Below are 19,815 nucleotides of genomic sequence, written 5' to 3'. Positions count from 1 at the left end.
CAACGCCGCCACCGGCGAGTACGTCGACCTCATCGCCACCGGCATCATCGACCCCGCCAAGGTCACCCGCTCCGCCCTGCAGAACGCCGCGTCGATCGCCGGCCTCTTCCTCACCACCGAGGCCGTCGTGGCGAACACCCCGGAATACGCGGCTGCCGACTCCGCCCAGCTCGACGCCACCATGCGCCAACAAGGCTTCTGAGCCCCTCACTCCGAACCGTCCGCGGGCCCGCCCATCTGTGGGCTCGCGGACGATCAGGCCACCGCCCGATGTGAGCGTCTCGTCAGGGTGATCGCGCATACGGTCGGCTGCGATAGCCACTACGAGAGGCGGAGCCGTTCGGCAGGCTGACCGGTGACGGCCGCGATCAGCTCGAAGTCCTTGTCGACATGCAGGACCACCAGCCCGGCGAGCTCGGCTGTCGCGGCAATGATCAGATCGGGGACGGACGGAGCGCGGTGGTGCCCAGTGCCGGCGAGTAGCTCCTGGACCTCGACGGCCCTGGCTTCGATGCGAGGTGTGGTGTTCTCGACGGGCATTGCCGCGACCGGTGGCCGACGCAGCCTGACGCGGAGATCCTGAACGGACCGCGCGGAAAAGCCCACCTCAAGAATCGTCACCGTCGTGATCCGGATCAGGCCCTGCTGGATGCGGGACAGCCACTGGGCCGTGTCGGGGGTCTCGCTCAGCCGGACGAGGGCGGACTTGTCGATCAGCCAGCGCCGCGTCGTCTCGGCCGCGGCCGTCACGTCCAGGCCTGCCGCATGACGTCCTCGTCGACGAGGTCGCGGAAGGTGGTACTGAACCAGCGCAGGTCGTCGAGGGTCACGGGGGTGATCGAACGTGCCGCATCCTGGGCGAGCTGCCGGCGAAGGTACTCGTTGCGGGAGAGGCCGAGACGGGCGGCATGCGCCTCGACGGCGGCCAACACGTCGTCGGGAACGTCCCGGATGAGCACGTCGGACATCGGCTGCACCTCCAGCGGAATCTCAAGCGGAGAACTGCACGGCCAATGATATCCCATGCTATCAACGGCGGGTCCACGCGAACGAACGGAGCGCCGGCCGCCTGCGCGGCGGGCCGACCGGGAGCAGGCACCATTCCGGCAAACCACGCACTGCGGGCGGTACGCTACCCGCCGTCATGGCTGTAGCCGCTCTGGCAGGACACGACGCCCCTCACGCCCCGGTGGCAGGCAGTGCGGTCGGCACCGACGACTTCGATGAAAGGGCAAGGTCGACACAGCCGTGGCCGACGAGGTCTCCCCCGAGTTGCCGCCCGCCGGGACCGCGGCGAGCTCCCCCGCCGGCATAGCCGACAGCAGTCCCCCTGGTGCCGGCACGGAGGACAGCGCGCAGGCACCGGGGTCCGGCGACGAGGCTCCAGCCGACGACCGCACCGGCCACAGTCGGCCAGGCAGCCAACGAGCCGACAGCGAACGGGCGAGTGCCGGCGGCGACCCCGATGACCCGTTCGCCGGGCTGGTGCTCGACGAGTCGTTCATCCGGGCGGCCTCGGTCCATGAGACCCCCGCCCGTACCCGCGCGGCCATCCGCCGCCACGGCGGGTCCGGGGCGGCCGGCCGGGCCGACAGGTCCCGCGGCTCGGCGAGGCCGGGCTGGGCTATCAGGCTCCGCCGCCGGTTGGTGGCCAACCCCCCTTCGCCACGGGACTGGAAACCGCGGCGCAAGCGCTGGAATCCGCTGGACAGTCAGGTGGTCGGTGTCGGGCTCATCGTCGCTGTCGTGGCGGGCGCGGGCTGCCTGATCGTCCAACGCCCAGGCAGCGAGGACCCGAGCGGCGACGCCCCGGCCGCCGCGGCGGCGACCCCAAGCGCCGCTGCTCGAAGCGGCGGACACGACCCAGGCAGTCAGGTGCACTGACCCCCACCAGTACGTCGTGGTCGGTGGCGCCCAGATGCCCGCCGCCTCGGACGGCGGACCTCCCTCCAACCAGGTGATCACGTCCCACTGCCGGGGGATCGCGCACACGTACGCCGGCCGGTCATTCAAGGAGAGCCGGACGGTCCGCGTCAGCTGGCTTTCGATCTGGCCGGACAGCTGGCAGGCCGGCAGCCACACCGCCACCTGCATGATCGGGTACTACACCACCTCCGGGCAACTACGCTCCGTCAGCGGCGACCAGCTCCGCCCCGACCCGGGCGTCGCCGCCTGACGTCCTGTGCTATTCCCGGGTGCCGGCGAGGCGGACGGGGGGTGTCCTGGTCGCGGCGAGGGCGGTGAGCACGCTCGTGACGCCGACGACGGCGAGCGAGCCCAGCGCGACGGCGCCGATCAGCGTCCACGGCACGCTCACGATCGTCACGCCGACGATGCGCTGGACCGCGCCCACCAGGCTGAGGATCGTCGCGCTGGCGGTGAGGCCGCCGAGGAACAGGCCCACCGCGACGAGGGCCGTGGACTCCCACAGCGCCATCCGGATCACCTGGGTGCGGGTCAGGCCGGACAGCCGGGCCGTCGCGAACTCCCGCCCCCGGCTGGAGGCCGCGACGACGACCGCGTTGACCATGGCGACCACGGTGTAGACCATAGCGAGCGCGAGCAGCCCCACCATCACATTGGTGTTGACCCGCTGCTGGTCGGAGGCCTCGTGCCGCACCCAGCCGGCAGCGGTGTCGACCGTCCCGTCCCGGCCGAGCCCGGCGTCGCGCAGCCGGTCGGCGACCGCGGCCGCGAAAGCACCGGACGCCACCTGGATCGTGTAGCGCCGCGAGTCGGCGCGCTCGACGCCGAGGCCGGCGGGCAGCAGGAACTGGGGGCCGGAGATCGTGGCGGGGTACCGCGCGACGACACGCAGATCCCTCGGCGTACCCGCGATGCGCGTCCGCAGCACGTCGCCGACGTCCCAGTGCGATCCCAGCACGGCCACGGTGTCGCCGTGCAGGTCCGCGAGGTCGCCCGACCGCGGCGCGAGCCGGTGCGTCCGGCCGTACTCGGCTGGGCTGACGGACAGTCCGTCCGAGGACTCGTAGGTCATCTTCCCGTCCTCGACGCTGCCGAGGTCGAACGCGACGGGGGTCTCCTCGGAGACCACGGCGACCCCGTCCACGGCGGCGAGCCGGGCCGTCATCTCCTGGTTCGCCGTCACGACCAGGTCGGCACGCAGGCCGCTCGCCGTCTCGTGGCGCGCCGCGGCGCCGAGGGTGCCCAGCGAACCGGCCATGCCGATGACGAACGTGAACAGAACGATGATCGGGGCCGCCGTCGCCGCACCGCGCCGGGTGTCGGCGCGCAGGTTTGCGTGCGCCAGCCGGCCGAGCGGCCCGACGGCGAACAGCCTCGGCAGCAGGCTCGCCGCGGGCAACAGCAGCGGGGTGAACGCGGCGACCGCCACGACCAGCACGATGCACGAGCACAGCGCCATGGCGATGGCGGCGTCCGGGCCGACGTGCGGGACGATGACCAGCAGCGCGATCCCGCCGCCCAGGAAGACGACGCCCAGCAGCCACCGCGACACGGTCATCAGCCGGGCGTCCCCACCGGCCTCGCGCAGCGCCGCGAGCGGCCGCACCCGCGCCGCCCGGCCTGAGGCGGCGGCCACCCCGCACACCGCGATGAGCACACCCGCCCCCACCGACGCGCCGATCACCCAGGTCCGCCACGCGCTGGTGAACCCGTCGGGAAGCAGGTCGAGCCGGATGAGCAGCCAGACCTGCAGGCGCATCACCGGCAGGCCGGCGAGCACGCCGAGCCCGGAGCCGACCAGGCCCAGCAGCAGCGCCTCACCGAACAGCAGCCGGCGGACCTGCCGCCGGCTCGCGCCGACAAGGCGCAGCAGGGCGAGTTCGCGGTAACGCTGCACGACGGTGAACGCGAACGTCGAGCTGACGATGAAGACGGCGACGAACGTCGCGAGGCCCAGCGTGTTGCCGAGCAGGGCGAGGGCGCCGTCGCGGCCGTCGCGCACGCGATGCGCCTCGGCGGACGACAGACCGGCGGGAACCCTGGCGGTCGCCGCCGAGATCAGGGTGAGCAATGACGACTGGACGAGGGCGACACCAAGCGCGACTGTGACGATCGCGCCGATGAAGACCTGCCACCGGTCACGGAACGTGCTCCAGGACAGACGCAGCATGGGAACTCAGCCTTTCCGGCCGGGGAGGGCGGTTTCGCAGGGGGGCTCAGGCGTCCCAGCTCGCGAGCAGGTCGGCGACGGCGCGGGCGGATGGCCGTTCAAGCCGGTCGACGAGGCGTCCGTCGCGCAGGAAGAGCACTCGGTCGGCGGTGGCCGCCGCGGCCGGGTCGTGGGTCACCATGACGATCGTCTGGCCGTTGTGGTCGACCATGGAGCGCAGCAGGTCGAGCAGACTGCGCGCGGCGCGGGTGTCGAGCGCGCCGGTGGGCTCGTCCGCGAACAGCACGGCCGGCCGGGTCACCATGGCCCGCGCCACCGCGACGCGCTGTTGCTGCCCGCCGGAGAGCTCCCGGGGTCGGTGCCGGGCTCGGTCGGCCAGCCCGACCGCCGCCAGCGCCCCATGGACCTCCTGGCGCCCCGGCCGCCGGCCGGCCAGCCGCAGCGGCATGGCGACATTCTGCGCCGCCGTCAGCGAGGCGATCAGGTTGAAGCTCTGGAAAACAAATCCCACCGGGCCGCGCCGCAGTTCGGTGAGTTCCGCGTCGGAGGCTGCGCTGATATCCTGGCCGGCGATGATGACCTGGCCTTCGGTGACCCTCTCAAGCCCGGCGGCACAGTGCAGAAGCGTCGACTTCCCGGAACCCGACGGCCCCATCACCGCCGTCCACGAGCCAGTCGCGAACTGGACATCGACGTTGTCCAGCGCCCGCACCGCCGTCTCGCGACGTCCATAAAGGTGGCTGACACCACGCAGTTCGACGGCGGGCGCCGTCCGCACATCCCCCATGGTCTGCTGAAACCGCTCGCGAGTGCTCATGCGATTTTTATAGCCGCGGGCGCGGCGCCTGACATTGCGGCGGTCTGGCCAGCTCAGGGTGGGGTATACCCCCGCCCCCGACCTTCAGCTTGCCACGCGGCGCCCCTGATGTGGCGCGGTATGGCGGAGTGGCGGCCAGCGGCAGGGTCGCTGGCCGCCACCGTCGCGCTGGCTGGGCGGGTCCCCAGCCGGGGGCCGGTCAGCCCAGGCCGTGCACCCGCCGGTATTCCAGGGTGTAGGCCAGCTTGCCTGGCTTGGCGTCGGAGTAGGGCTTGCTCAGCTTGTCGAACTCGCCCTTGTTCTCGGCCTTGCCGCCGTTCCACTGGGTGAGCGCGCCGAGCTGCGCGGCGGTGAAGCCGCTGTCGACGACGGTCGAACTGGGCAGCGCGGTCATCGTCTGGGTCAGTGCCTTGACGGTGGCCAGGTAGCTGCCGAGGTCGTTCGGGTTCCAGGTCGCCAGGTCGATCGGCCTGGCATCACGGACCCAGCTGCCCCAGTAGAACTCCTGGAAGGGCAGTCCGTTCTGGGCGTAGCCGATGTCCCGGCCGAAATAGAGCAGGCTGCGGTACTTGTCATTGGTGAAGTTGGCCAGCCCCACACTCGTCGGCAGCTTGTTCACCGTGGTCGGGTTGCCCTCCGGGTCGCGCAGGTAGACCCACTTGTTCGCCTGCATCTGGGCCCAGAAATCCTGGCGCGTCAGCGTGCTCAGATTGGCCAGCACCCGCAGCCGGACGTGCAGGTTCGCGCCGCCGTCGGGGGTCTCGTAGAACGAGGTGAGCGTGTGGTGCCCGTCGGTGAGGAAGGGCTCCCCACCGGGACCGATGACGACCGTCTTCATCGCGGCTACGCTGTCCGCCGTCTCCCCGCCGATCGGGAGCTGGCAGGTGAACGACGACGGGTCGTCCAGGCGCGCGCCGGGTGACACGGTCGCGGCGGCGATCCGGCCGTCGGCCTCGCACCAGTCGTCGAACTTCTTGTTGATCGCGTCCTTGCCCAGGGTGTAACGGCCGAGCTTGTAGTACACCTCGTCGTAGCCGAGCGACGGCTGGGTGGGGTGCACGTCCCCGATACGGGTGTCGAGCAGATCACCGGTCTGTGCGCACAGATGCTGCGAGAACGGCGTGTTGCGGTTGTCGTGGTCGCAGAACGACGGCCGGGTACCCGGCGCGCCAGGCGCCGCGGACGCGGCCGGCGCGGAAACGGCCACGCCGGCCCCGACGGTGACGGCGACGGTCGCCGCCAGCACCGAGGCGCGGCGGGACAAAGATCTGAAACGCATAGACGTGCTCCTGGTCAGCAGTGCGGATAGCCCTGTGAGCCTGGTGGTGGCCCAACAACGCGTGAGATCCGCACCGCGACGCCCAGGAAAACCAGAGATGAACGGTCGCCATTCCACTGAGCCGAGGAGTAGTGGACCGGCAACCATCCGCACAGAATTCGCGCAGCATTATGCTGGACCGCTACTCGAACGTTCTGGTCGACGCCGTGCCGCCGGGGCATTGCCGCCTGGGCATTGCCGTCGGCCCGTCGCTACCGGGCTACCGGGCTACCGGGCATCGAGGGGCAGGGCGGCGCTGGCGGAGGTGCGCGCGGCCAGACCGTCGCGGAGCTTTGTCAGCCGGGCGATCTCGTCGTTGAGCGCGGTGAGGCGGCGCTCGACGACGCCGCTCGTCGAGCTGCAGACGCCGCGAGGATCGCCGTAGCGCGGCAGCGCGTCGCCTTCCAACAGGTGCAGGCGGTCGGCGCAGGCGGCGACGTCCTCGACGGTCAGGCCGAGCATGAGCAGTTCCCGGATGATCCGGATCCGGTTGACATCCGCGGCGTCGTACTCACGCTGGCCGGTCTCCGTGCGCCGGGGCGGAGGCAGCAGGCCGCGCTGTTCGTAGAACCGCAGGGCGCGGGGAGTGGTCGCCGCTGCCGCCGCCGCGTCGCCGATTCTCATCTACATCTCCACGATGACCGTGCCGACATGCTTTCCCGCGATTGTCTCCGACAGTGCGTCCGCCGCGTGCTCGATGCCCGCGATCCGGACCAGAGGGGCGGTGATGCGGCCGGCGCGCAGCCAGGTGCCGAACCGCTCGGTCCAGCCGTCCTCGACGGTGTTGTCCAGACCGCGCAGGGTGATGTGCTTGAGGATGAGCGGGAAGGTGTCCAGCTCGACCGGGGAGGCGACGCCGGCGCCGTCCGGAGCCAGCTGAGCGGCCAGCGAGCCGACCAGGATGATGCGCGCTCCCGGCCGGGCCACGGCGACGGCCGCGCGGAGCTGCTCACCGCCGACGTTGTCGATCACGACGTCGAGGCCATCGGGAGCCGCCTCGGCGAGCTGGTCGTCGACGGTGGCGACGCCGCCGCGCAGGACGGCGGCGTCGTAGCCGAGCTCGCGGACCAGCCGCTCGGCCTTGGCCGGGGATCCGGTACTGCCGATGACGCGGCCGGCGCCGAGCAGCCGGGCGATCTGCCCGGCCATGCTCCCGACCGCTCCCGCGCCGCCGGCGACGAACACCGTCTCACCGTCCGTTAGGCCGCTCTGCCGCAGCGCCGCGTAGGCCGTCCGGCCCGAGACCAGGTGCGCCGCCGGGTCCGGCAGGACGTCGCCCAGCGGCTGGCACCGGTCGATCGGCACGGCGGCGTACTCCCGCCAGCCCAGCCAGTGCGACACCAGCTCGCCCGGCCGAAGGCCGGAGCCGGCGGGCGCGGCGACGACCTCCCCGATCGCGGCGCCGAACAGGGTGTCGCCGGGATGGATCGGCGGGAACGGCGCGCCTTCGACACTGCCGCCGAGCAGCGTCCGGATCGCGGCGAAGACGTGGAAGTACCGATTGCGGACCAGCGCCTCGCCAGCCCCGGGAACGGGAACGGGAACCTCGACCACCTCGAAGTCCGACGGCCGGGGCAGACCGGCGGGCGGGTGGACCAGGCGTACCTCACGAGACAGCGACATGGCCGGGACCGTAGCCCCTGACCCGCACGTCAAAGGCAAAACGCTCATGCCGAGAAGGGCTGCCGGCGGATCCGGTCCAGGGCTGCCGCCGCGTTCGGCCACAATGTAGCCGCGATCCGGAGCGCCCGGGTCTCGCCACCTGTCCCACGGGGCCGATGAGCCTTCGTACCAGTTATCGGAGCCCGGACAGGCCGAGGGTGGTTTCGTGGCCGCCGGCGAAGCTGACGATCATGCGGGCTGTGCCGCCGATAGCCGCGAGGTAGGCGTTAAGCGTCGACAGGAGCAGGTCGTGGGGCTGTTCCAGCCGGCTGATGGCCGCCTGGGTGACACCCAGGCGTCGCGCGAGGCGTAGGACACGTCGCCGATCGTCTTCTTGTCGAACCCGATCAATGCGACCACGGCGCGGTCGTCGGCGGGGAACCGGTGTCGAGATCGTCATCGGTGTCTTCGGGACCTGTCCCACACCGACATGATCATCGACGGTGACGATGTCGCGCAGTTCCTGGAGGTGAACATGGCCCCCGGTATGACCGACACGAGTACCTGGCCGACGGGTCTGCATGCCGCCGTTCTCGACTTCGCCGTGGTCTGCCGCGGCCTGGCAGCCCGAGCACGCGACCACCGCGATGTCTCACGCGGCTGAGCGCGGGTGCTATCTCGTCACGCTGGCGCTGAACGTCGCCGAACGTCTTCGAGTGGAACCACGGTAGGGCGGCCTTCAAGCGGAAACGCAAGGTCCGGCGTCGGATGCTTCCACTGGTCCGGGCGCGACTACGAACTCCAGGGCCGTCCGTCCATCTGCCACTGATTCTGTGGAGCGGAGCACGAGTCTGCAATCTTCGGCTAGCCTGACTATTTCATCGGCCGTCCTTTCCCTGCCGCCGAAGCACATCAGCATGAACAGATCGGTGGCGGTTCTGGTGCCCTGCCCCAGCAAGGGCTCGATAATCACGAGGGTGCCATTCGGCGTGGCGGCCTGACGACATCTAGACAAGATCTTGCGGGCGTGGTGATCATCCCAGTCATGCAGGATATCGGACAGAAGGTAGACGTCAGCCCCGACGGGCAGGGGGTCGAAGAAGCTGCCAGACACGGTGCTGGCTCGATCATCAAGACCAGCAGCAATGAATCTGATGTCAGCGGCAGTAGCTGCCGGAGATAGATCCAGCACCCGTCCGCGCAGCTCGGGATAGGCATGGAGGATCGCCGTAAGCACCGTCCCATCGCCCCCGCCCACATCGAGAATCTCGGAGAAGCGGGTCCACTCGAAACGTTCAGCGATCTGTGGTGCCTGAACCTGGAACCGCCAGTTCATCTGGGCGTCGAATGAGCGCCGCAATTTCGGGCCGGTGTCGAGGTCCGCCCAGAAATCGCGCCCATATCGGTGTACGTAAGCAGGAGTTCCCGTGGTAATCGTTTCGAGCAGGTCGACGAAGGCTAGCTCGGCGCGCCCGCCGACACAGTTTATGTCGAGCAGAATTTTGAACCCTTCTGGGGAGTCCTCACTCATCTGATTTCCGAGGCTCGTGGGGCGATAGCGTCCGCACTCGGCATCGAGGTCGAACACGCCAATCGCGACCAGGTGGTCGAGGAGTTTCCGGAGCGCCGGTGCGGAGGTTTTTGTTCGGAGGGCGAGTTGTTCCACGGTCGCCCCCGCGATCCCAGCCTTCTCGGTCAGACCGAGTGTCGCAGCCACCCGTATGGACATGGGAGTGGCCAGATCGGCCATCGCGAGGATCGAAGGTATTCTCCTTGCAAGATTCATGATTCGATTCTACTTAAAAAATACATGAAGAGTTGCCCAGTCGGTGTCGGGCTTAAGGGCCATGGAAGCCGGTGCCAGCCTCCTTCCCCTCCCAGCCTCCGCGACGCCCCTCAAGAAGTTGGGTGAAACTGTCGAAGTATGCCGCCGGTCTACTCGTGGAAGCGGGTCAGACGCTCGCTCAGGACCGGTCGAGCGCCGCCCGTCTCGCCGGACCCCACGCCGGCCCGCCGCCGGGTAGCGGTATGAGACTGCCCACCATGCGGTTCATCCACTCCTCTCTGATGGCCACCTCGTCGCCAGGATCGTCCGCGTCAGGGTCGTAGCCGAAGACGTCCTTTGTGCCACGCAGTCCGGAGAACGTGTCGAGGACATCGCCGATTTGAGGTGGGTCGGTGTTCTGGATGACGAGCCACAGCGCGTACTCGTCGGCGAGGCACTGTGGGCGGGGGACGCGCCCCTCACCGAGCCCTTGAAACGGTGCGGACATCGTCCTCGAAGACCATGATTGGCGGCTCGCGACGGCGGCCGTCTCCGCGGCACAGGATGCTCGCTCGCCCACCGTCGTCTCGGAATGTCGCCACATGGCCACAGTACGTCTATGTAGACGCCGCGCCACTACCCGAGACATCGGTGGGGTCTCTCGACAAGTCCCGCAAACGCTGACCGGCATGGGACCAGGGCCAGGACTGTCGCTGGCGAGGATTTCACTGCCGCCGCGCGGCCCTGCGGCGGCCAGTCAGTCTAGGCGAGTGTGGCGAGGTCGAGGGTGGTTTCGTGGCCGTCGGCGAAGCTGACAGTCATGCGGACGGTGCCGCCGATGGCCGCCAGGTAGGAGTTGAGGGTTGACAGCAGAAGGTCGTGGGGCTGTTCGATCCGACTGATCGCTGCTTGGGTGACGCCCATGCGCCGGGCGAGTTCGACCTGGGTGAGGGCTGCGGCTTGGCGCAGCGCAGCCAAGCCCATGGCGTAGGTGCGGTCGGCGTCGGCCATGTCTGCCCGAATCTGGGCGACTTCACCGGCGATGTCGGGTCTCTGGGCGAGCTGGCGGATGCGGTCGTTTCCGCGGATGAAGGTGACGTCACCGTCGGTCGTGTTGTTGTCGGTCATGGGGTGCCTCCTTGCTGGCGTAGCCAGGCGTCGACGAGTGCTTCGCCGCGGGTGGCGGCGCTGGCGTAGAACACATCGCCGATCATCTTCTTGTCGAAGCCGATCAATGCGAGCACGACGTGGTCGTCGGCGGGGAACCAGCAGATGATCCGGACAGCGACCTCCGGGTCGAACGGATGGGCGACGCGCCAGAGCTCATGGCGGCGGGCCTGCCGTACTCGCTTGAAGGTTGGGGACTCCTCGGCAGGTCTGGCCGGCAGATCCGCGAGTGCCTGCAGGAGCGCGACAGCGAGGGCGAGGCGGCGGCCTCCCTGTTCTTCCGCGTGGGTCAGCCAGCGGTCGAACTCGTCGGTCCAGTCGACGATCACCTCCCGAGTATGAGCCCCGCTTAATACAACGTCAAACTCATACCCGACCGCGGACTATGACCCCACCGACCGGCAGCGGGCGGCACATCCGCATGCAGGCAATATCATCTAGCGGCCCGGCGCGTGAGGGCGCGGGTGGCTGCGGCTAGCCAGTAGCGACGCGCTCCGCTACGCAGCGTCCACCCTGTGGTCCTACCGGGCGGTCTTGGAGCTCCGCACCCAGGAAACGAACCCGTGCAGCGGAAACTGCGTATAGCAGACAAGCGGCACGGTCCCGTTACCAGCCCGGGGTAACCGAACAAGTCGGCTATCGCTAACGACGCTGTCGGCAGCATCCCGATCAGCTACCTTCGGTAGCCCTAACGGCTACGGAGCGTGCCCCCAACGGGATTCGAACCCGTGCTACCGCCTTGAAAGGGCGACGTCCTGGGCCACTAGACGATGGGGGCCGGGTGACGATCACGAGCCGACTGAGTGATCGCTCAACCGCTTCGGCGATCGTCTGAAGCACTGCAAGCATAGGGGATGGCCTGGGTGGGCGACAAACCTGTCCGCGGATGATCGTCACCCACGCGGCGCAGGGCGGGGCGGGGGTCGGTCCAGCGGTAGCGGGAGCGGAAGAACGCGCGCACCGGGCGACCGCCGATCGAGATCGAGTGGTCGATGCCGGCGTCCGGACGGGCCAGGTCGAAGGACATCGTGACGTCGTCGGCGCGGTCCAGTGCGGTGTTCGGGTCGTGGACGCGCAGGGTCACGGCCGCGCCGACCTGCTCGTAGGCGTAGGCGAGGACCTGGTGGTTCAGCCCGAGCCGGCGGGGGTCGGCCGAGTGGACGGTGATGATCCCCAGCGGCGACAGGCGGCCGGTGTCCAGGTCGAGCCGGATCCGGGGCCACTCACCGGCGATGCTGCGCCGGCCCACGTCGGCGCGGCGCGCGTAGGGCTGGCCCTGGCCGGGTCGGCCCGCGTCACGCCGGTTCGGGGCGTTCTGGCCGATCTTCTGGTTCGCATGCCCGTCCACGGCGTCCGGGCCGTAGGTGAGGGCGTAGTAGCGGGCGACGCCGCGCGGGAGGTCGAAGCTCGCGAACAGGCGGCGGACGAGGTACGCGTACAGGGGCGAGCCACGTTCCGGCGGCGCGGTGTCGGGCGGCGGGTCGAGGCCGGCTTCATGCAGGTCACGCACAGCGAAGATCATGCCGCCGCACAGACCGCGGCTGGCATCGCCGATGCCGAGACCCCACCGCATCCGCGGCAGTCTCACGTCGAGTAACGACTGCGGGGCGAAGGTGTTCGTGAACCGGAAGGCCCGTGTGCTGGGCAGAAAGCCGGGCACAGCGGACCGTGCCGTCCAGGTCTCGGGCTCCCGCGACTGGCTCACCGTGCCCTCCCCCGATGGCCGGTCCCTGACGTACGGATGAGGCCGGCGGACGGTCCGTGGACCGTCCGCCGGTTCCCCAAGAAGGTCCACCCTGCGCCCTCCCGGTGCTCAGGTGGTCCTTGTCGCGTGCCCGAAGCACGCATGTGCGAGCCCCGCCCCGGAGGCATCCCCACCCCCGGCCACGTGGCCGCACAGCCGGATCCTGACACTTCCTTGACGGACGATGGCCCGAAGGTGGACGTCCGGACCCGACCGACAGTCGAGCCCACAACGGGGCCGGCGGCCTTTGAGACCTTCGGCCCTGTTCCTCCGGACCCGGTCACCGAGACTCTCGCACCGGCGGCGATGACGCGGCCGCCGAGAGAGCAGGAGGTGTCCCCGGCCACAGCAGGTTCAGATGATCTAGATGTCGCCTCCAATGCTCGGAACTCCCTTGAGCAGAGCACGCACCTCGGCCTCCCGGTACCGGCGGTGCCCGCCCAGGGTCCGAATCGACGTCAGCTTGCCGGCCTTGGCCCACCGGGTCACGGTCTTCGGGTCAACCCGAAACATCGTGGCCACTTCGGCGGGCGTCAGCAGCGGCTCGGCGTCCGGCGTTCGTGTCGTCATTGTGTTGGCCTCCCGTCACAGAGCGTCGCTCCGTCCCATACAGATCGTGCATCCTTCGGGGGCATTTCGGACATGGCACGTCAGGACCATCTGCTGACTAGTCACAGCTCGTCCGAAGCAGACGGCGACTCTCTGTTAACGGAATGCGTCGATCAGCTTGCGGATTCCCGCGCCTGCAGGGGTCTCCACCTCATGAGGACCCGTTCGTAGGCTTCGACCGCTAGGTCTGTTCGCCCTCGGCGTAACGCACTGACAGCCTCAACGATGTCCTCTACCGAGCTGTCGCGCCGAAGCATGTCATCGTCCAGCAGGTCAACTAGCCCGTCGTAGTCCAGTTCGACCCTGCTCTGCGGATGGAAGGACCCCAGCCAACGGGCCAGGTCGCCGATCCCCTCGACGGCGGGGGCGTCCGCGGAGCCCGCCCGCAGCGTCTCGACCGCCTCGACCGCCCGGCTGGCGCGGCGCCGGGCGAGGCTCATCGTCGTCCGGTAGATCATCGAGCGCTCGGCGGTGTCCCCGGTCACCAGTGACCGCTCGGCCGGGTCGAACAGCAGGAACCACGGCGGCGGCACCATCCAGGTGCAGGTCTGCACGTGCACCTTGAGCACGGGGCGGCGGGCCTTCCAGCGGTCCAGCTCGAGCTCGGCCGGCTCGGTGATCCGCCGCGGCAGGAACGCCTCGGCCACCCGCTCGGGCATCAGCCCGCGGAACTCCAGCGCCGCCTGCCACACCCGCAGCTGCGTCGACCACGGACAGACGAACATCAACCCGTCGATCCACTGGACGAACGCCGACTCGTCGGCGACGTCGAGGGACGGCCGGACCGCCGCGAGCAGCGAGACGACCCGCTCGCGGCGCGAACCCGCCCGCCGCGACGGCGGCCCGGCGGCCGCGTAACGCTGCCAGCGGCCACGCTCGGCGGCCGGAAAGGCGGCAAGCGGCTCGTACACCCGCAGATACGTCGCAGGCGACACGACAGGCATCTCAGCTCCCCAGGCCGGCCGGGACCGCCATCGGTGCGACCAGCGGCCCCTCAGGCGCGGCGCGGCCCCCTCCGTGGACGGCGGCCCCGCACCGACGCCCACGCCGATGCCGGGGCGCCGCGGACGACACCCACGCGGATGCCCTGGAACCTGGCATGCCTCGATCCTGGCACGTCCACGGGCACGCCGTCCGGCCTACCGGGGCCGTAGGGTTCGCGGTGGGCCGGACCGGGGGGTTCACCCCTGCACCGCGCGGGTGCCGGCGGTCAGGATCCGCCAGGAGGTGCGTCAATGCGATCGCTGTTCGGCGCCGTGCACGACCACGAGCAGGTCCTGCTGTGCTCGGATCCGCGGACCGGGCTCCGCGCGATCATCGCGATCTACTCCACCGCGCTCGGACCGTCCCTGGGCGGCACCCGCTTCCACCCCTACGCCGACGACGACGTCGCCCTCGCCGACGCCCTGGCGCTGTCCCGGGCGATGGCCTACAAGGCCGCCTGCGCCGGCCTGGACCTCGGCGGCGGCAAGGCGGTCATCATCGGCGACCCCGACCGGGACAAGTCCGAGCCGCTGCTGCGGGCCTTCGCTCGCCACATCGCCTCCCTCGGCGGGCGCTACATCACCGCCTGCGACGTCGGCACCTACGTCGCCGACATGGACGTCATCGCCCGCGAGACCCGCTGGGTCACCGGCCGCTCGCCCGAACACGGCGGAGCGGGCGACTCGGGCGTGCTGACCGCCTACGGCGTGTTCGAGGGCATGCGCGCCGCGGCCCGCCACCGCTGGGGCACGCCGAGCCTCGCCGGGCGCCGGGTGGCCGTCAGCGGCGTCGGCAAGGTCGGACGCCGGCTCGTCGGGCACCTCGTCGACGACGGTGCGTCGGTGGTCGCCGCCGACGTCGACCGGCCCGCGCTCACCCGGCTCGTGGCCGAGTTCCCCGGCGTGCAGACCCTCGACGATCCGGACAAGCTGCTCGAGCTGGAGGCCGACGTCCTCGCCCCGTGCGCGCTCGGCGGCGTCCTGAATGACGAGACGGCCGGCCGGCTGCAGGTCGCGGTCGTCTGCGGCGGCGCCAACAACCAGCTCGCCACGCCGGAGATCGGCCGGCGGCTCGCCACCGCCGGCGTGCTCTACGCGCCGGACTTCGTCGTCAACGCCGGCGGGCTCATCCAGGTCGCCGACGAGATCGAGGGGTACTCGCCGCAGCGCGCCCGCGCCCGCGCGGCCCGGATCTTCGACACGACCACCGAGGTGTTCCGGCTCGCCGACGATGAGGGCGTCACGCCGGTCGAGGCGGCCGAGCGCCTCGCCGAGCGCCGGATGGCCGAGGTCGGCAGGCTGCGCCGCTTCCTGCTCCCGCAGGGCCGCTGACCGGACCCGACACGCCGCCACACCGCCCGCCACACCGCCGGTCGTACCCGCGACCCCACCGACGCGCCCGCACCGCGCCGGTGGGCCGGTCTGGCGGAAGGTGACGGTCGCCACATCCGAACGGCCGCGCGAGGGACCGCCGCGGGCCCGCCCAGCGGCGCCGATGCCCCACGTGGACGGCCGGACAGGCGCCATCACGGAGGGCTTCCGATCATGGACATCTTGTCCGAGGACAGGCAACTGTCGGGTTGGCGTGCCGAGAGGCCTCCGGTCCCTGTAGTCTCGGGAAGCACGAGACAGTGAGAGCACCGGGGCGGGTCCCCGTCGTCATGTTCGAGGGGGTCGAGCCATGGGGCGCGGCCGAGCTAAGGCCAAGCAGACGAAAGTCGCCCGCGAGCTCAAGTACAACTCGCCCAATATGGATCTCGACCGATTGAAGGCGGATCTGGGCGCGGGCTCGACGCGCGAGAGTAACAGCGACGATGCGCACGCAGACGACGATTACGGATACGACGCCTACGCGGACGACGAGGACGATCGTCGTTCTTCCCGCTGACAGCGTCACGTCGGTAACCGGTCCGCCGCGGATGGCTCACCGCGGCGTCGTCGCCGATGGTGGTCGTCCGGGCTTCGGCCCGGACTCCCACCGCCATTGCGTCCTGCCCTGATTTCGGACGCCCGTAGGCGGACGGTCCAGGTCGGCACTTGGCGTGCCGGCCATCGTGGCCCGAACCCACGGCGGCCCAGGCTGGTGGTCGGGCGGACTCAGGCGGTCAGGGACCGCGTGATCATTCGATCATGGCCAGGTGTCGGGCACTCGCCCGCCGATGCCGGCCGATCGTGGCCCGGCGCCGACGAGGCCCGATCCGGCGGCGGATCGGGCCGGACGACGTCGGCCCCGCGGCTCAGCGGGGATGCTCACCGATCAACCGGGCGCCGGCAGCGGCGCGTCCCGAGGAACCGGCCGGGGCAGCGGGCTGGCCGCCCTCCAGGTCCTCGCCCACCGACCCGAGCACCCAGGCCGGCACTCCGCGCTCGGCCAGCAGCGCCAGCGCGTCGTCGACCGCCTCGGGCGCGACGATCGCGACCATGCCCACGCCCTGGTTGAACGTCTGCTCCATGTCCGCCGCGGCCACCTCGCCGCGCTCGGCGAGCAGCGTGAAGATCGGCGGCACCGGCCAGGTCGCCCGGTCGAGGGTGGCGAGCAGACCGGCGGGGATCACGCGCGCGGTGTTCGCGGCGAGGCCACCGCCGGTGATGTGCGCGAAGGCGTGCACCTCGACGGCCGCCGCGAGGGCGAGGCAGTCCAGGGCGTAGATGCGGGTCGGAGTGAGCAGCGCGGCGCCCAGCGTGTCGCCCAGGGCGGGTATGTGCGCCCGCAGTTCCGCCGCGGCCGATGCGGAGACCCCTCCGGGCTGGTCAGATTCGATCGGACCCCACAGGATGTGCCGTACGAGCGAGAAGCCGTTGGAGTGGATGCCGGATGATGCCATCGCGACCACCACGTCCCCGGGCCGGACGAGCTCCGGCCCAAGCACGCCGTCGGCCTCCACGACCCCGACCCCCGTCGCGGCCAGGTCGTAGTCGTCGCCGCCCATGACCCCGGGATGCTCGGCGGTCTCGCCGCCGACGAGGGCCGCGCCGGCCTGCTCGCAGCCGGCGGCGATCCCGGACACGATCCGCGCGATCCGTTCGGGCACGAGGCTGCCGCAGGCGATGTAGTCGAGCAGGAACAGCGGCTCCGCGCCGCACACGACGAGATCGTCGACGACCATGGCGACGAGGTCGATGCCGACGGTGTCGTGGGTGTCGAGTGCCCGCGCCACCGCGATCTTGGTGCCCACGCCGTCCGTGGACGAGGCGAGCAGCGGGCGCCGGTAACGGGTCGTGTCCAGCGCGAACAGCCCGGCGAAGCCGCCGAGCGACCCCACCACCTCGGGCCGGGTGGCCCGCGCCACGTGCCCGCGCATCAGCTCGACCGCCCGGTCGCCCGCGACGACGTCGACCCCGGCCGTCCGGTAGGAGACCCGCTCGCCCGCGCTCACGCCGGCCTCGCCTCGGCGAGATCCGCGTCGTGGCCGTCCGGGGACGGATCCGCGCCGTTCATGCCGAGGGTGACCTCCCGGCGCATCGCCTCGGCGATCATCTCCGCGGTCGTCGTCGCGCCGCCCGCCGACTCCAGCCGGTGCTTGCCGAGCTTGTCGGTCTCGGCCAGCGGCACGGGGTAGACGCCGTCGAAGCAGGCCCGGCACAGCGACTCGGCCGGCTGGTGGGAGGCGGCGACCAGGCCGTCGAGCGAGACGTACGCCAACGAGTCCGCGCCGAGGGAGACCCGGATCTCCTCCACCCCGGCGTCCGAGGCGATGAGCTCGGCGCGGGTGGCGAAGTCGATGCCGTAGAAGCAGGGCCAGCGCACCGGCGGCGAGGAGATCCGGATGTGCACCTCGGCGGCGCCGGCCTCGCGCAGCATGCGGACCAGGGCGCGCTGGGTGTTGCCCCGCACGATCGAGTCGTCGACGACGACGAGCCGGCGGCCCTCGATCACCTCGCGCAGCGGGTTCAGCTTCAGCCGGATGCCGCGCTGGCGGATCGTCTGCGACGGCTGGATGAACGTGCGGCCCACGTAGGAGTTCTTGACCAGCCCCTCGCCGAACGGGATGCCGGACTGCTCGGCGTAGCCGACGGCCGCCGGCACCCCGGACTGCGGCACGGGGATGACCAGGTCCGCTTCGACCGGCGCCTCGCGGGCGAGCTGACGGCCGACGTCGACGCGGGTGGCGTGCACGGACCGGCCGGCTATCGCGGTGTCCGGGCGGGCGAGGTAGACGTACTCGAACAGGCAGCCGTGCGGGTCGGCGGCCGCGAAGGTCCGCGAGCGCACCCCGTCCGCGCCGATGGTGATCATCTCGCCGGGCTTGACCTCGCGGACGAAGGTCGCGCCGACGATGTCGAGGGCCGCCGTCTCACTGGCGACGATCCACGCGCCGTCCGGATGGTCGGCCAGCCGGCCGAGCACGAGGGGATGGATGCCGTGCGGGTCGCGGGCGGCGTACAGGGTCGAGGCGTCCGAGAAGACCAGCGAGAACGCGCCGGCGAGCCGGGGCAGCACCGCCATCGCCGCGTCGACGAGTGTGGGGCCGGGGTGGTCGGCGAGCATCGCGGTGATCAGATCGGAGTCGGTGGTGGCACGCAGCCGGTCCCGGCCGGCGCCGAGCTCACGGGCCAGTTGGACGATGTTGGTCAGGTTGCCGTTGTGGCCGAGCGCGATCGGGCCGCCGTAGCCGGCGGTGCGGTAGGACGGCTGTGCGTTCTCCCAGGTGGAGGAGCCCGTCGTCGAGTAGCGGGTGTGGCCGACGGCGACGTGGCCGACCAGGCTGGACAGCTTGCCCTCGTCGAAGACCTGGGCGACGAGCCCGAGCTCCTTGAAGACCACGACGGTGCGGCCGTCCCCGACGGCGATGCCGGCCGCCTCCTGGCCGCGGTGCTGCAGCGCGTACAGCCCGTAATATGTGAGATTCGCGACGTCCTCGCCCGGCGCCCAGACACCGAAGACGCCGCAGGCGTCCCGCGGACCGGGATCGTCGGACAGCTCGGAACACTCTTTGCCGATGGCGCCAAAGCGGGCGGCGACGTCTGGCACCAGGACTCCTCGACTGGTCAGGGACACCGGCTGGTGAGGGGCACCGGGCCGGCGCCGCAGAGACGACGCGCCGGATCGCGTCCGCGCCGGCCCGCTCGCCGTGGTGCCGTCCACTGTGGGTGACGAGACGCGCCGAACCGGCTCCGGTGACCGTCTCGCCCCGGCACCTGCCATCTCGCCCGGCAGCTGCCACCATCCACGCTAGCAGCGACGACGCACATCGGCCCTTGCTACCGGGATGCGGCCCAGTGCTCTGGCCTTCAGGTCGGGGGTGAAGGGCTGCGCGGGAGGGCCTCTAGGTCCGAGCGTGCTCTAGACCGGACGGGCTTGTTGCTCGATGTACCGGCGGAGCACGTCGAGTGGCGCCCCGCCGACCGAGCCGGCGAAGTACGACCCCGACCACAGCCGCTGGGCCCGCCAGTAGTGCCTGACGAGGTCGGGGAACTCCTGGCGCATCCGCCGCGACGACACGCCCTTGAGGCTGTTGACCAGCCGGGACACGGCGACTTTCGGCGGGAAGTTCACGAGCAGGTGGACATGGTCGGCTTCGCCGTTGAACTCGACGAGTTCGGCCTCGAAGTCGGCGCACACCGCCCGCATGATCTCTTCCAGTCGGGTCAGGTGGCGATCAGCGAAGACCCGGTGCCGGTACTTCGTCACGAAAACCAAGTGGGCGTGCATCGCGAAAACACAGCGCCTGCCAGTACGAACATCAAGATCATCAGACATAGACCAATGGTAG

At 70.6% G+C, this 19,815-nt stretch carries 21 protein-coding genes, 1 tRNA gene and 2 pseudogenes; 6 read left to right on the top strand and 18 right to left on the bottom strand.

The window, feature by feature from the left end:
- A pseudogene (groEL, locus tag AC6EXY_RS23135) lies at positions 1-202 on the top strand (chaperonin GroEL); the annotation flags it as partial.
- 119 nt (positions 203-321) lie between these two features.
- On the opposite strand, the gene AC6EXY_RS23130 reads toward groEL, so the two are convergent.
- Positions 322-750 carry a PIN domain nuclease gene (locus AC6EXY_RS23130; RefSeq protein ID WP_101829728.1) on the bottom strand — a complete coding sequence of 143 codons (429 nt, stop codon included), beginning with the start codon at positions 748-750 and terminating at the stop codon, positions 322-324.
- Positions 747-968 (bottom strand): type II toxin-antitoxin system VapB family antitoxin, encoded by a 222-nt coding sequence (vapB, locus tag AC6EXY_RS23125; RefSeq protein ID WP_101829729.1) that lies wholly within the window; start codon positions 966-968, stop codon positions 747-749. Before vapB ends, AC6EXY_RS23130 begins: the two co-directional genes overlap by 4 nt.
- Before the next feature lie 280 nt (positions 969-1,248).
- On the opposite strand from vapB, the gene AC6EXY_RS23120 reads away from it, so the two are divergent.
- Together AC6EXY_RS23120 and AC6EXY_RS23115 are read left to right on the top strand one after the other, a co-directional pair.
- Entirely contained in the window at positions 1,249-1,884 is a 636-nt protein-coding gene (locus tag AC6EXY_RS23120) for an SCO2583/SCO2584 N-terminal domain-containing protein (protein ID WP_499818112.1), read from the top strand.
- 16 nt (positions 1,885-1,900) lie between these two features.
- The gene (locus AC6EXY_RS23115) at positions 1,901-2,176 is read left to right on the top strand and encodes a septum formation family protein (protein WP_499818113.1); all 276 of its coding nucleotides are present in this window, start codon (positions 1,901-1,903) and stop codon (positions 2,174-2,176) included.
- A gap of 9 nt (positions 2,177-2,185) precedes the next feature.
- On the opposite strand, the gene AC6EXY_RS23110 is transcribed toward AC6EXY_RS23115, so the two are convergent.
- The 5 genes from AC6EXY_RS23110 to AC6EXY_RS23090 all read right to left on the bottom strand — a co-directional run bounded on the left by AC6EXY_RS23110 (position 2,186) and on the right by AC6EXY_RS23090 (position 7,854).
- Positions 2,186-4,096, bottom strand: a complete 1,911-nt coding sequence (locus tag AC6EXY_RS23110; RefSeq protein WP_499818114.1) for an FtsX-like permease family protein — start codon at positions 4,094-4,096, stop codon at positions 2,186-2,188.
- Between the two features lie 46 nt (positions 4,097-4,142).
- A complete protein-coding gene (locus tag AC6EXY_RS23105; RefSeq protein WP_101829733.1) occupies positions 4,143-4,913 on the bottom strand; it encodes an ABC transporter ATP-binding protein in 771 nt (256 codons plus the stop codon).
- Positions 4,914-5,112: 199 nt separating this feature from the next.
- Complete coding sequence (locus AC6EXY_RS23100; RefSeq protein ID WP_101829734.1) at positions 5,113-6,192, bottom strand: ParB/Srx family N-terminal domain-containing protein; 1,080 nt, start codon at positions 6,190-6,192, stop codon at positions 5,113-5,115.
- A 267-nt stretch (positions 6,193-6,459) separates the two neighbouring features.
- Entirely contained in the window at positions 6,460-6,855 is a 396-nt protein-coding gene (locus AC6EXY_RS23095; protein ID WP_499818115.1) for a MerR family transcriptional regulator, read from the bottom strand.
- Positions 6,856-7,854: an MDR family NADP-dependent oxidoreductase gene (locus tag AC6EXY_RS23090; protein ID WP_101829736.1), complete on the bottom strand. Its 999-nt coding sequence runs from the start codon at positions 7,852-7,854 to the stop codon at positions 6,856-6,858.
- A 445-nt stretch (positions 7,855-8,299) separates the two neighbouring features.
- Here AC6EXY_RS23090 and AC6EXY_RS23085 point away from each other — a divergent pair.
- A pseudogene (locus AC6EXY_RS23085) lies at positions 8,300-8,497 on the top strand (D-alanine--D-alanine ligase); the annotation flags it as partial.
- A gap of 75 nt (positions 8,498-8,572) precedes the next feature.
- Here the strand turns inward: AC6EXY_RS23085 and AC6EXY_RS23080 are convergent.
- From AC6EXY_RS23080 to AC6EXY_RS23045, 8 genes are all read right to left on the bottom strand, one after another.
- The gene (locus AC6EXY_RS23080) at positions 8,573-9,619 is read right to left on the bottom strand and encodes a methyltransferase (RefSeq protein WP_101829737.1); all 1,047 of its coding nucleotides are present in this window, start codon (positions 9,617-9,619) and stop codon (positions 8,573-8,575) included.
- A gap of 178 nt (positions 9,620-9,797) precedes the next feature.
- A complete protein-coding gene (locus tag AC6EXY_RS23075) occupies positions 9,798-10,106 on the bottom strand; it encodes a hypothetical protein (protein WP_499818116.1) in 309 nt (102 codons plus the stop codon).
- 254 nt (positions 10,107-10,360) lie between these two features.
- Positions 10,361-10,726: a helix-turn-helix domain-containing protein gene (locus AC6EXY_RS23070; RefSeq protein WP_101829739.1), complete on the bottom strand. Its 366-nt coding sequence runs from the start codon at positions 10,724-10,726 to the stop codon at positions 10,361-10,363.
- Entirely contained in the window at positions 10,723-11,094 is a 372-nt protein-coding gene (locus AC6EXY_RS23065) for a hypothetical protein (protein WP_101829740.1), read from the bottom strand. Before AC6EXY_RS23065 ends, AC6EXY_RS23070 begins: the two co-directional genes overlap by 4 nt.
- A 376-nt stretch (positions 11,095-11,470) precedes the next feature.
- Positions 11,471-11,543 (bottom strand) — tRNA-Glu (locus tag AC6EXY_RS23060).
- Positions 11,544-11,576: 33 nt separating this feature from the next.
- Positions 11,577-12,470 carry a hypothetical protein gene (locus tag AC6EXY_RS23055; RefSeq protein ID WP_243407064.1) on the bottom strand — a complete coding sequence of 298 codons (894 nt, stop codon included), beginning with the start codon at positions 12,468-12,470 and terminating at the stop codon, positions 11,577-11,579.
- A 402-nt stretch (positions 12,471-12,872) separates the two neighbouring features.
- Entirely contained in the window at positions 12,873-13,079 is a 207-nt protein-coding gene (gene bldC / locus AC6EXY_RS23050; RefSeq protein WP_009741343.1) for a developmental transcriptional regulator BldC, read from the bottom strand.
- 152 nt (positions 13,080-13,231) lie between these two features.
- Positions 13,232-14,062 (bottom strand): DUF8083 family protein, encoded by an 831-nt coding sequence (locus AC6EXY_RS23045; RefSeq protein WP_101829741.1) that lies wholly within the window; start codon positions 14,060-14,062, stop codon positions 13,232-13,234.
- A 291-nt stretch (positions 14,063-14,353) separates the two neighbouring features.
- On the opposite strand from AC6EXY_RS23045, the gene AC6EXY_RS23040 reads away from it, so the two are divergent.
- Positions 14,354-15,433 (top strand): Glu/Leu/Phe/Val family dehydrogenase, encoded by a 1,080-nt coding sequence (locus AC6EXY_RS23040; protein WP_101829742.1) that lies wholly within the window; start codon positions 14,354-14,356, stop codon positions 15,431-15,433.
- Positions 15,434-15,782: 349 nt separating this feature from the next.
- Positions 15,783-15,989 carry a DUF3073 domain-containing protein gene (locus tag AC6EXY_RS23035; protein WP_101829743.1) on the top strand — a complete coding sequence of 69 codons (207 nt, stop codon included), beginning with the start codon at positions 15,783-15,785 and terminating at the stop codon, positions 15,987-15,989.
- Between the two features lie 349 nt (positions 15,990-16,338).
- Here the strand turns inward: AC6EXY_RS23035 and purM are convergent, their stop codons facing one another.
- The 3 genes from purM to tnpA all read right to left on the bottom strand — a co-directional run bounded on the left by purM (position 16,339) and on the right by tnpA (position 19,802).
- Positions 16,339-17,478 carry a phosphoribosylformylglycinamidine cyclo-ligase gene (gene purM / locus AC6EXY_RS23030; protein WP_101829744.1) on the bottom strand — a complete coding sequence of 380 codons (1,140 nt, stop codon included), beginning with the start codon at positions 17,476-17,478 and terminating at the stop codon, positions 16,339-16,341.
- Positions 17,475-19,073: an amidophosphoribosyltransferase gene (gene purF, locus AC6EXY_RS23025; protein ID WP_101829745.1), complete on the bottom strand. Its 1,599-nt coding sequence runs from the start codon at positions 19,071-19,073 to the stop codon at positions 17,475-17,477. Before purF ends, purM begins: the two co-directional genes overlap by 4 nt.
- A 312-nt stretch (positions 19,074-19,385) precedes the next feature.
- Complete coding sequence (tnpA, locus tag AC6EXY_RS23020) at positions 19,386-19,802, bottom strand: IS200/IS605 family transposase (protein WP_101829746.1); 417 nt, start codon at positions 19,800-19,802, stop codon at positions 19,386-19,388.
- Between the last annotated feature and the right edge of the window lie 13 nt (positions 19,803-19,815).

Source organism: Frankia sp. RB5, assembly GCF_059816245.1.
This window is presented reverse-complemented; position numbering and strand designations above follow the sequence as displayed.

Coding starts and splice junctions, on each gene's coding strand:
- AC6EXY_RS23045 (WP_101829741.1), bottom strand. CDS start 14,062: ATGCCTGTCGTGTCGCCTGCGACGTATCTGCGGGTGTACGAGCCGCTT.
- AC6EXY_RS23090 (WP_101829736.1), bottom strand. CDS start 7,854: ATGTCGCTGTCTCGTGAGGTACGCCTGGTCCACCCGCCCGCCGGTCTG.
- AC6EXY_RS23110 (WP_499818114.1), bottom strand. CDS start 4,096: ATGCTGCGTCTGTCCTGGAGCACGTTCCGTGACCGGTGGCAGGTCTTC.
- AC6EXY_RS23105 (WP_101829733.1), bottom strand. CDS start 4,913: ATGAGCACTCGCGAGCGGTTTCAGCAGACCATGGGGGATGTGCGGACG.
- bldC (WP_009741343.1), bottom strand. CDS start 13,079: ATGACGACACGAACGCCGGACGCCGAGCCGCTGCTGACGCCCGCCGAA.
- AC6EXY_RS23100 (WP_101829734.1), bottom strand. CDS start 6,192: ATGCGTTTCAGATCTTTGTCCCGCCGCGCCTCGGTGCTGGCGGCGACC.
- AC6EXY_RS23095 (WP_499818115.1), bottom strand. CDS start 6,855: ATGAGAATCGGCGACGCGGCGGCGGCAGCGGCGACCACTCCCCGCGCC.
- AC6EXY_RS23035 (WP_101829743.1), top strand. CDS start 15,783: ATGGGGCGCGGCCGAGCTAAGGCCAAGCAGACGAAAGTCGCCCGCGAG.
- AC6EXY_RS23075 (WP_499818116.1), bottom strand. CDS start 10,106: ATGTCCGCACCGTTTCAAGGGCTCGGTGAGGGGCGCGTCCCCCGCCCA.
- tnpA (WP_101829746.1), bottom strand. CDS start 19,802: ATGTCTGATGATCTTGATGTTCGTACTGGCAGGCGCTGTGTTTTCGCG.
- vapB (WP_101829729.1), bottom strand. CDS start 968: ATGTCCGACGTGCTCATCCGGGACGTTCCCGACGACGTGTTGGCCGCC.
- AC6EXY_RS23070 (WP_101829739.1), bottom strand. CDS start 10,726: ATGACCGACAACAACACGACCGACGGTGACGTCACCTTCATCCGCGGA.
- AC6EXY_RS23080 (WP_101829737.1), bottom strand. CDS start 9,619: ATGAATCTTGCAAGGAGAATACCTTCGATCCTCGCGATGGCCGATCTG.
- AC6EXY_RS23040 (WP_101829742.1), top strand. CDS start 14,354: ATGCGATCGCTGTTCGGCGCCGTGCACGACCACGAGCAGGTCCTGCTG.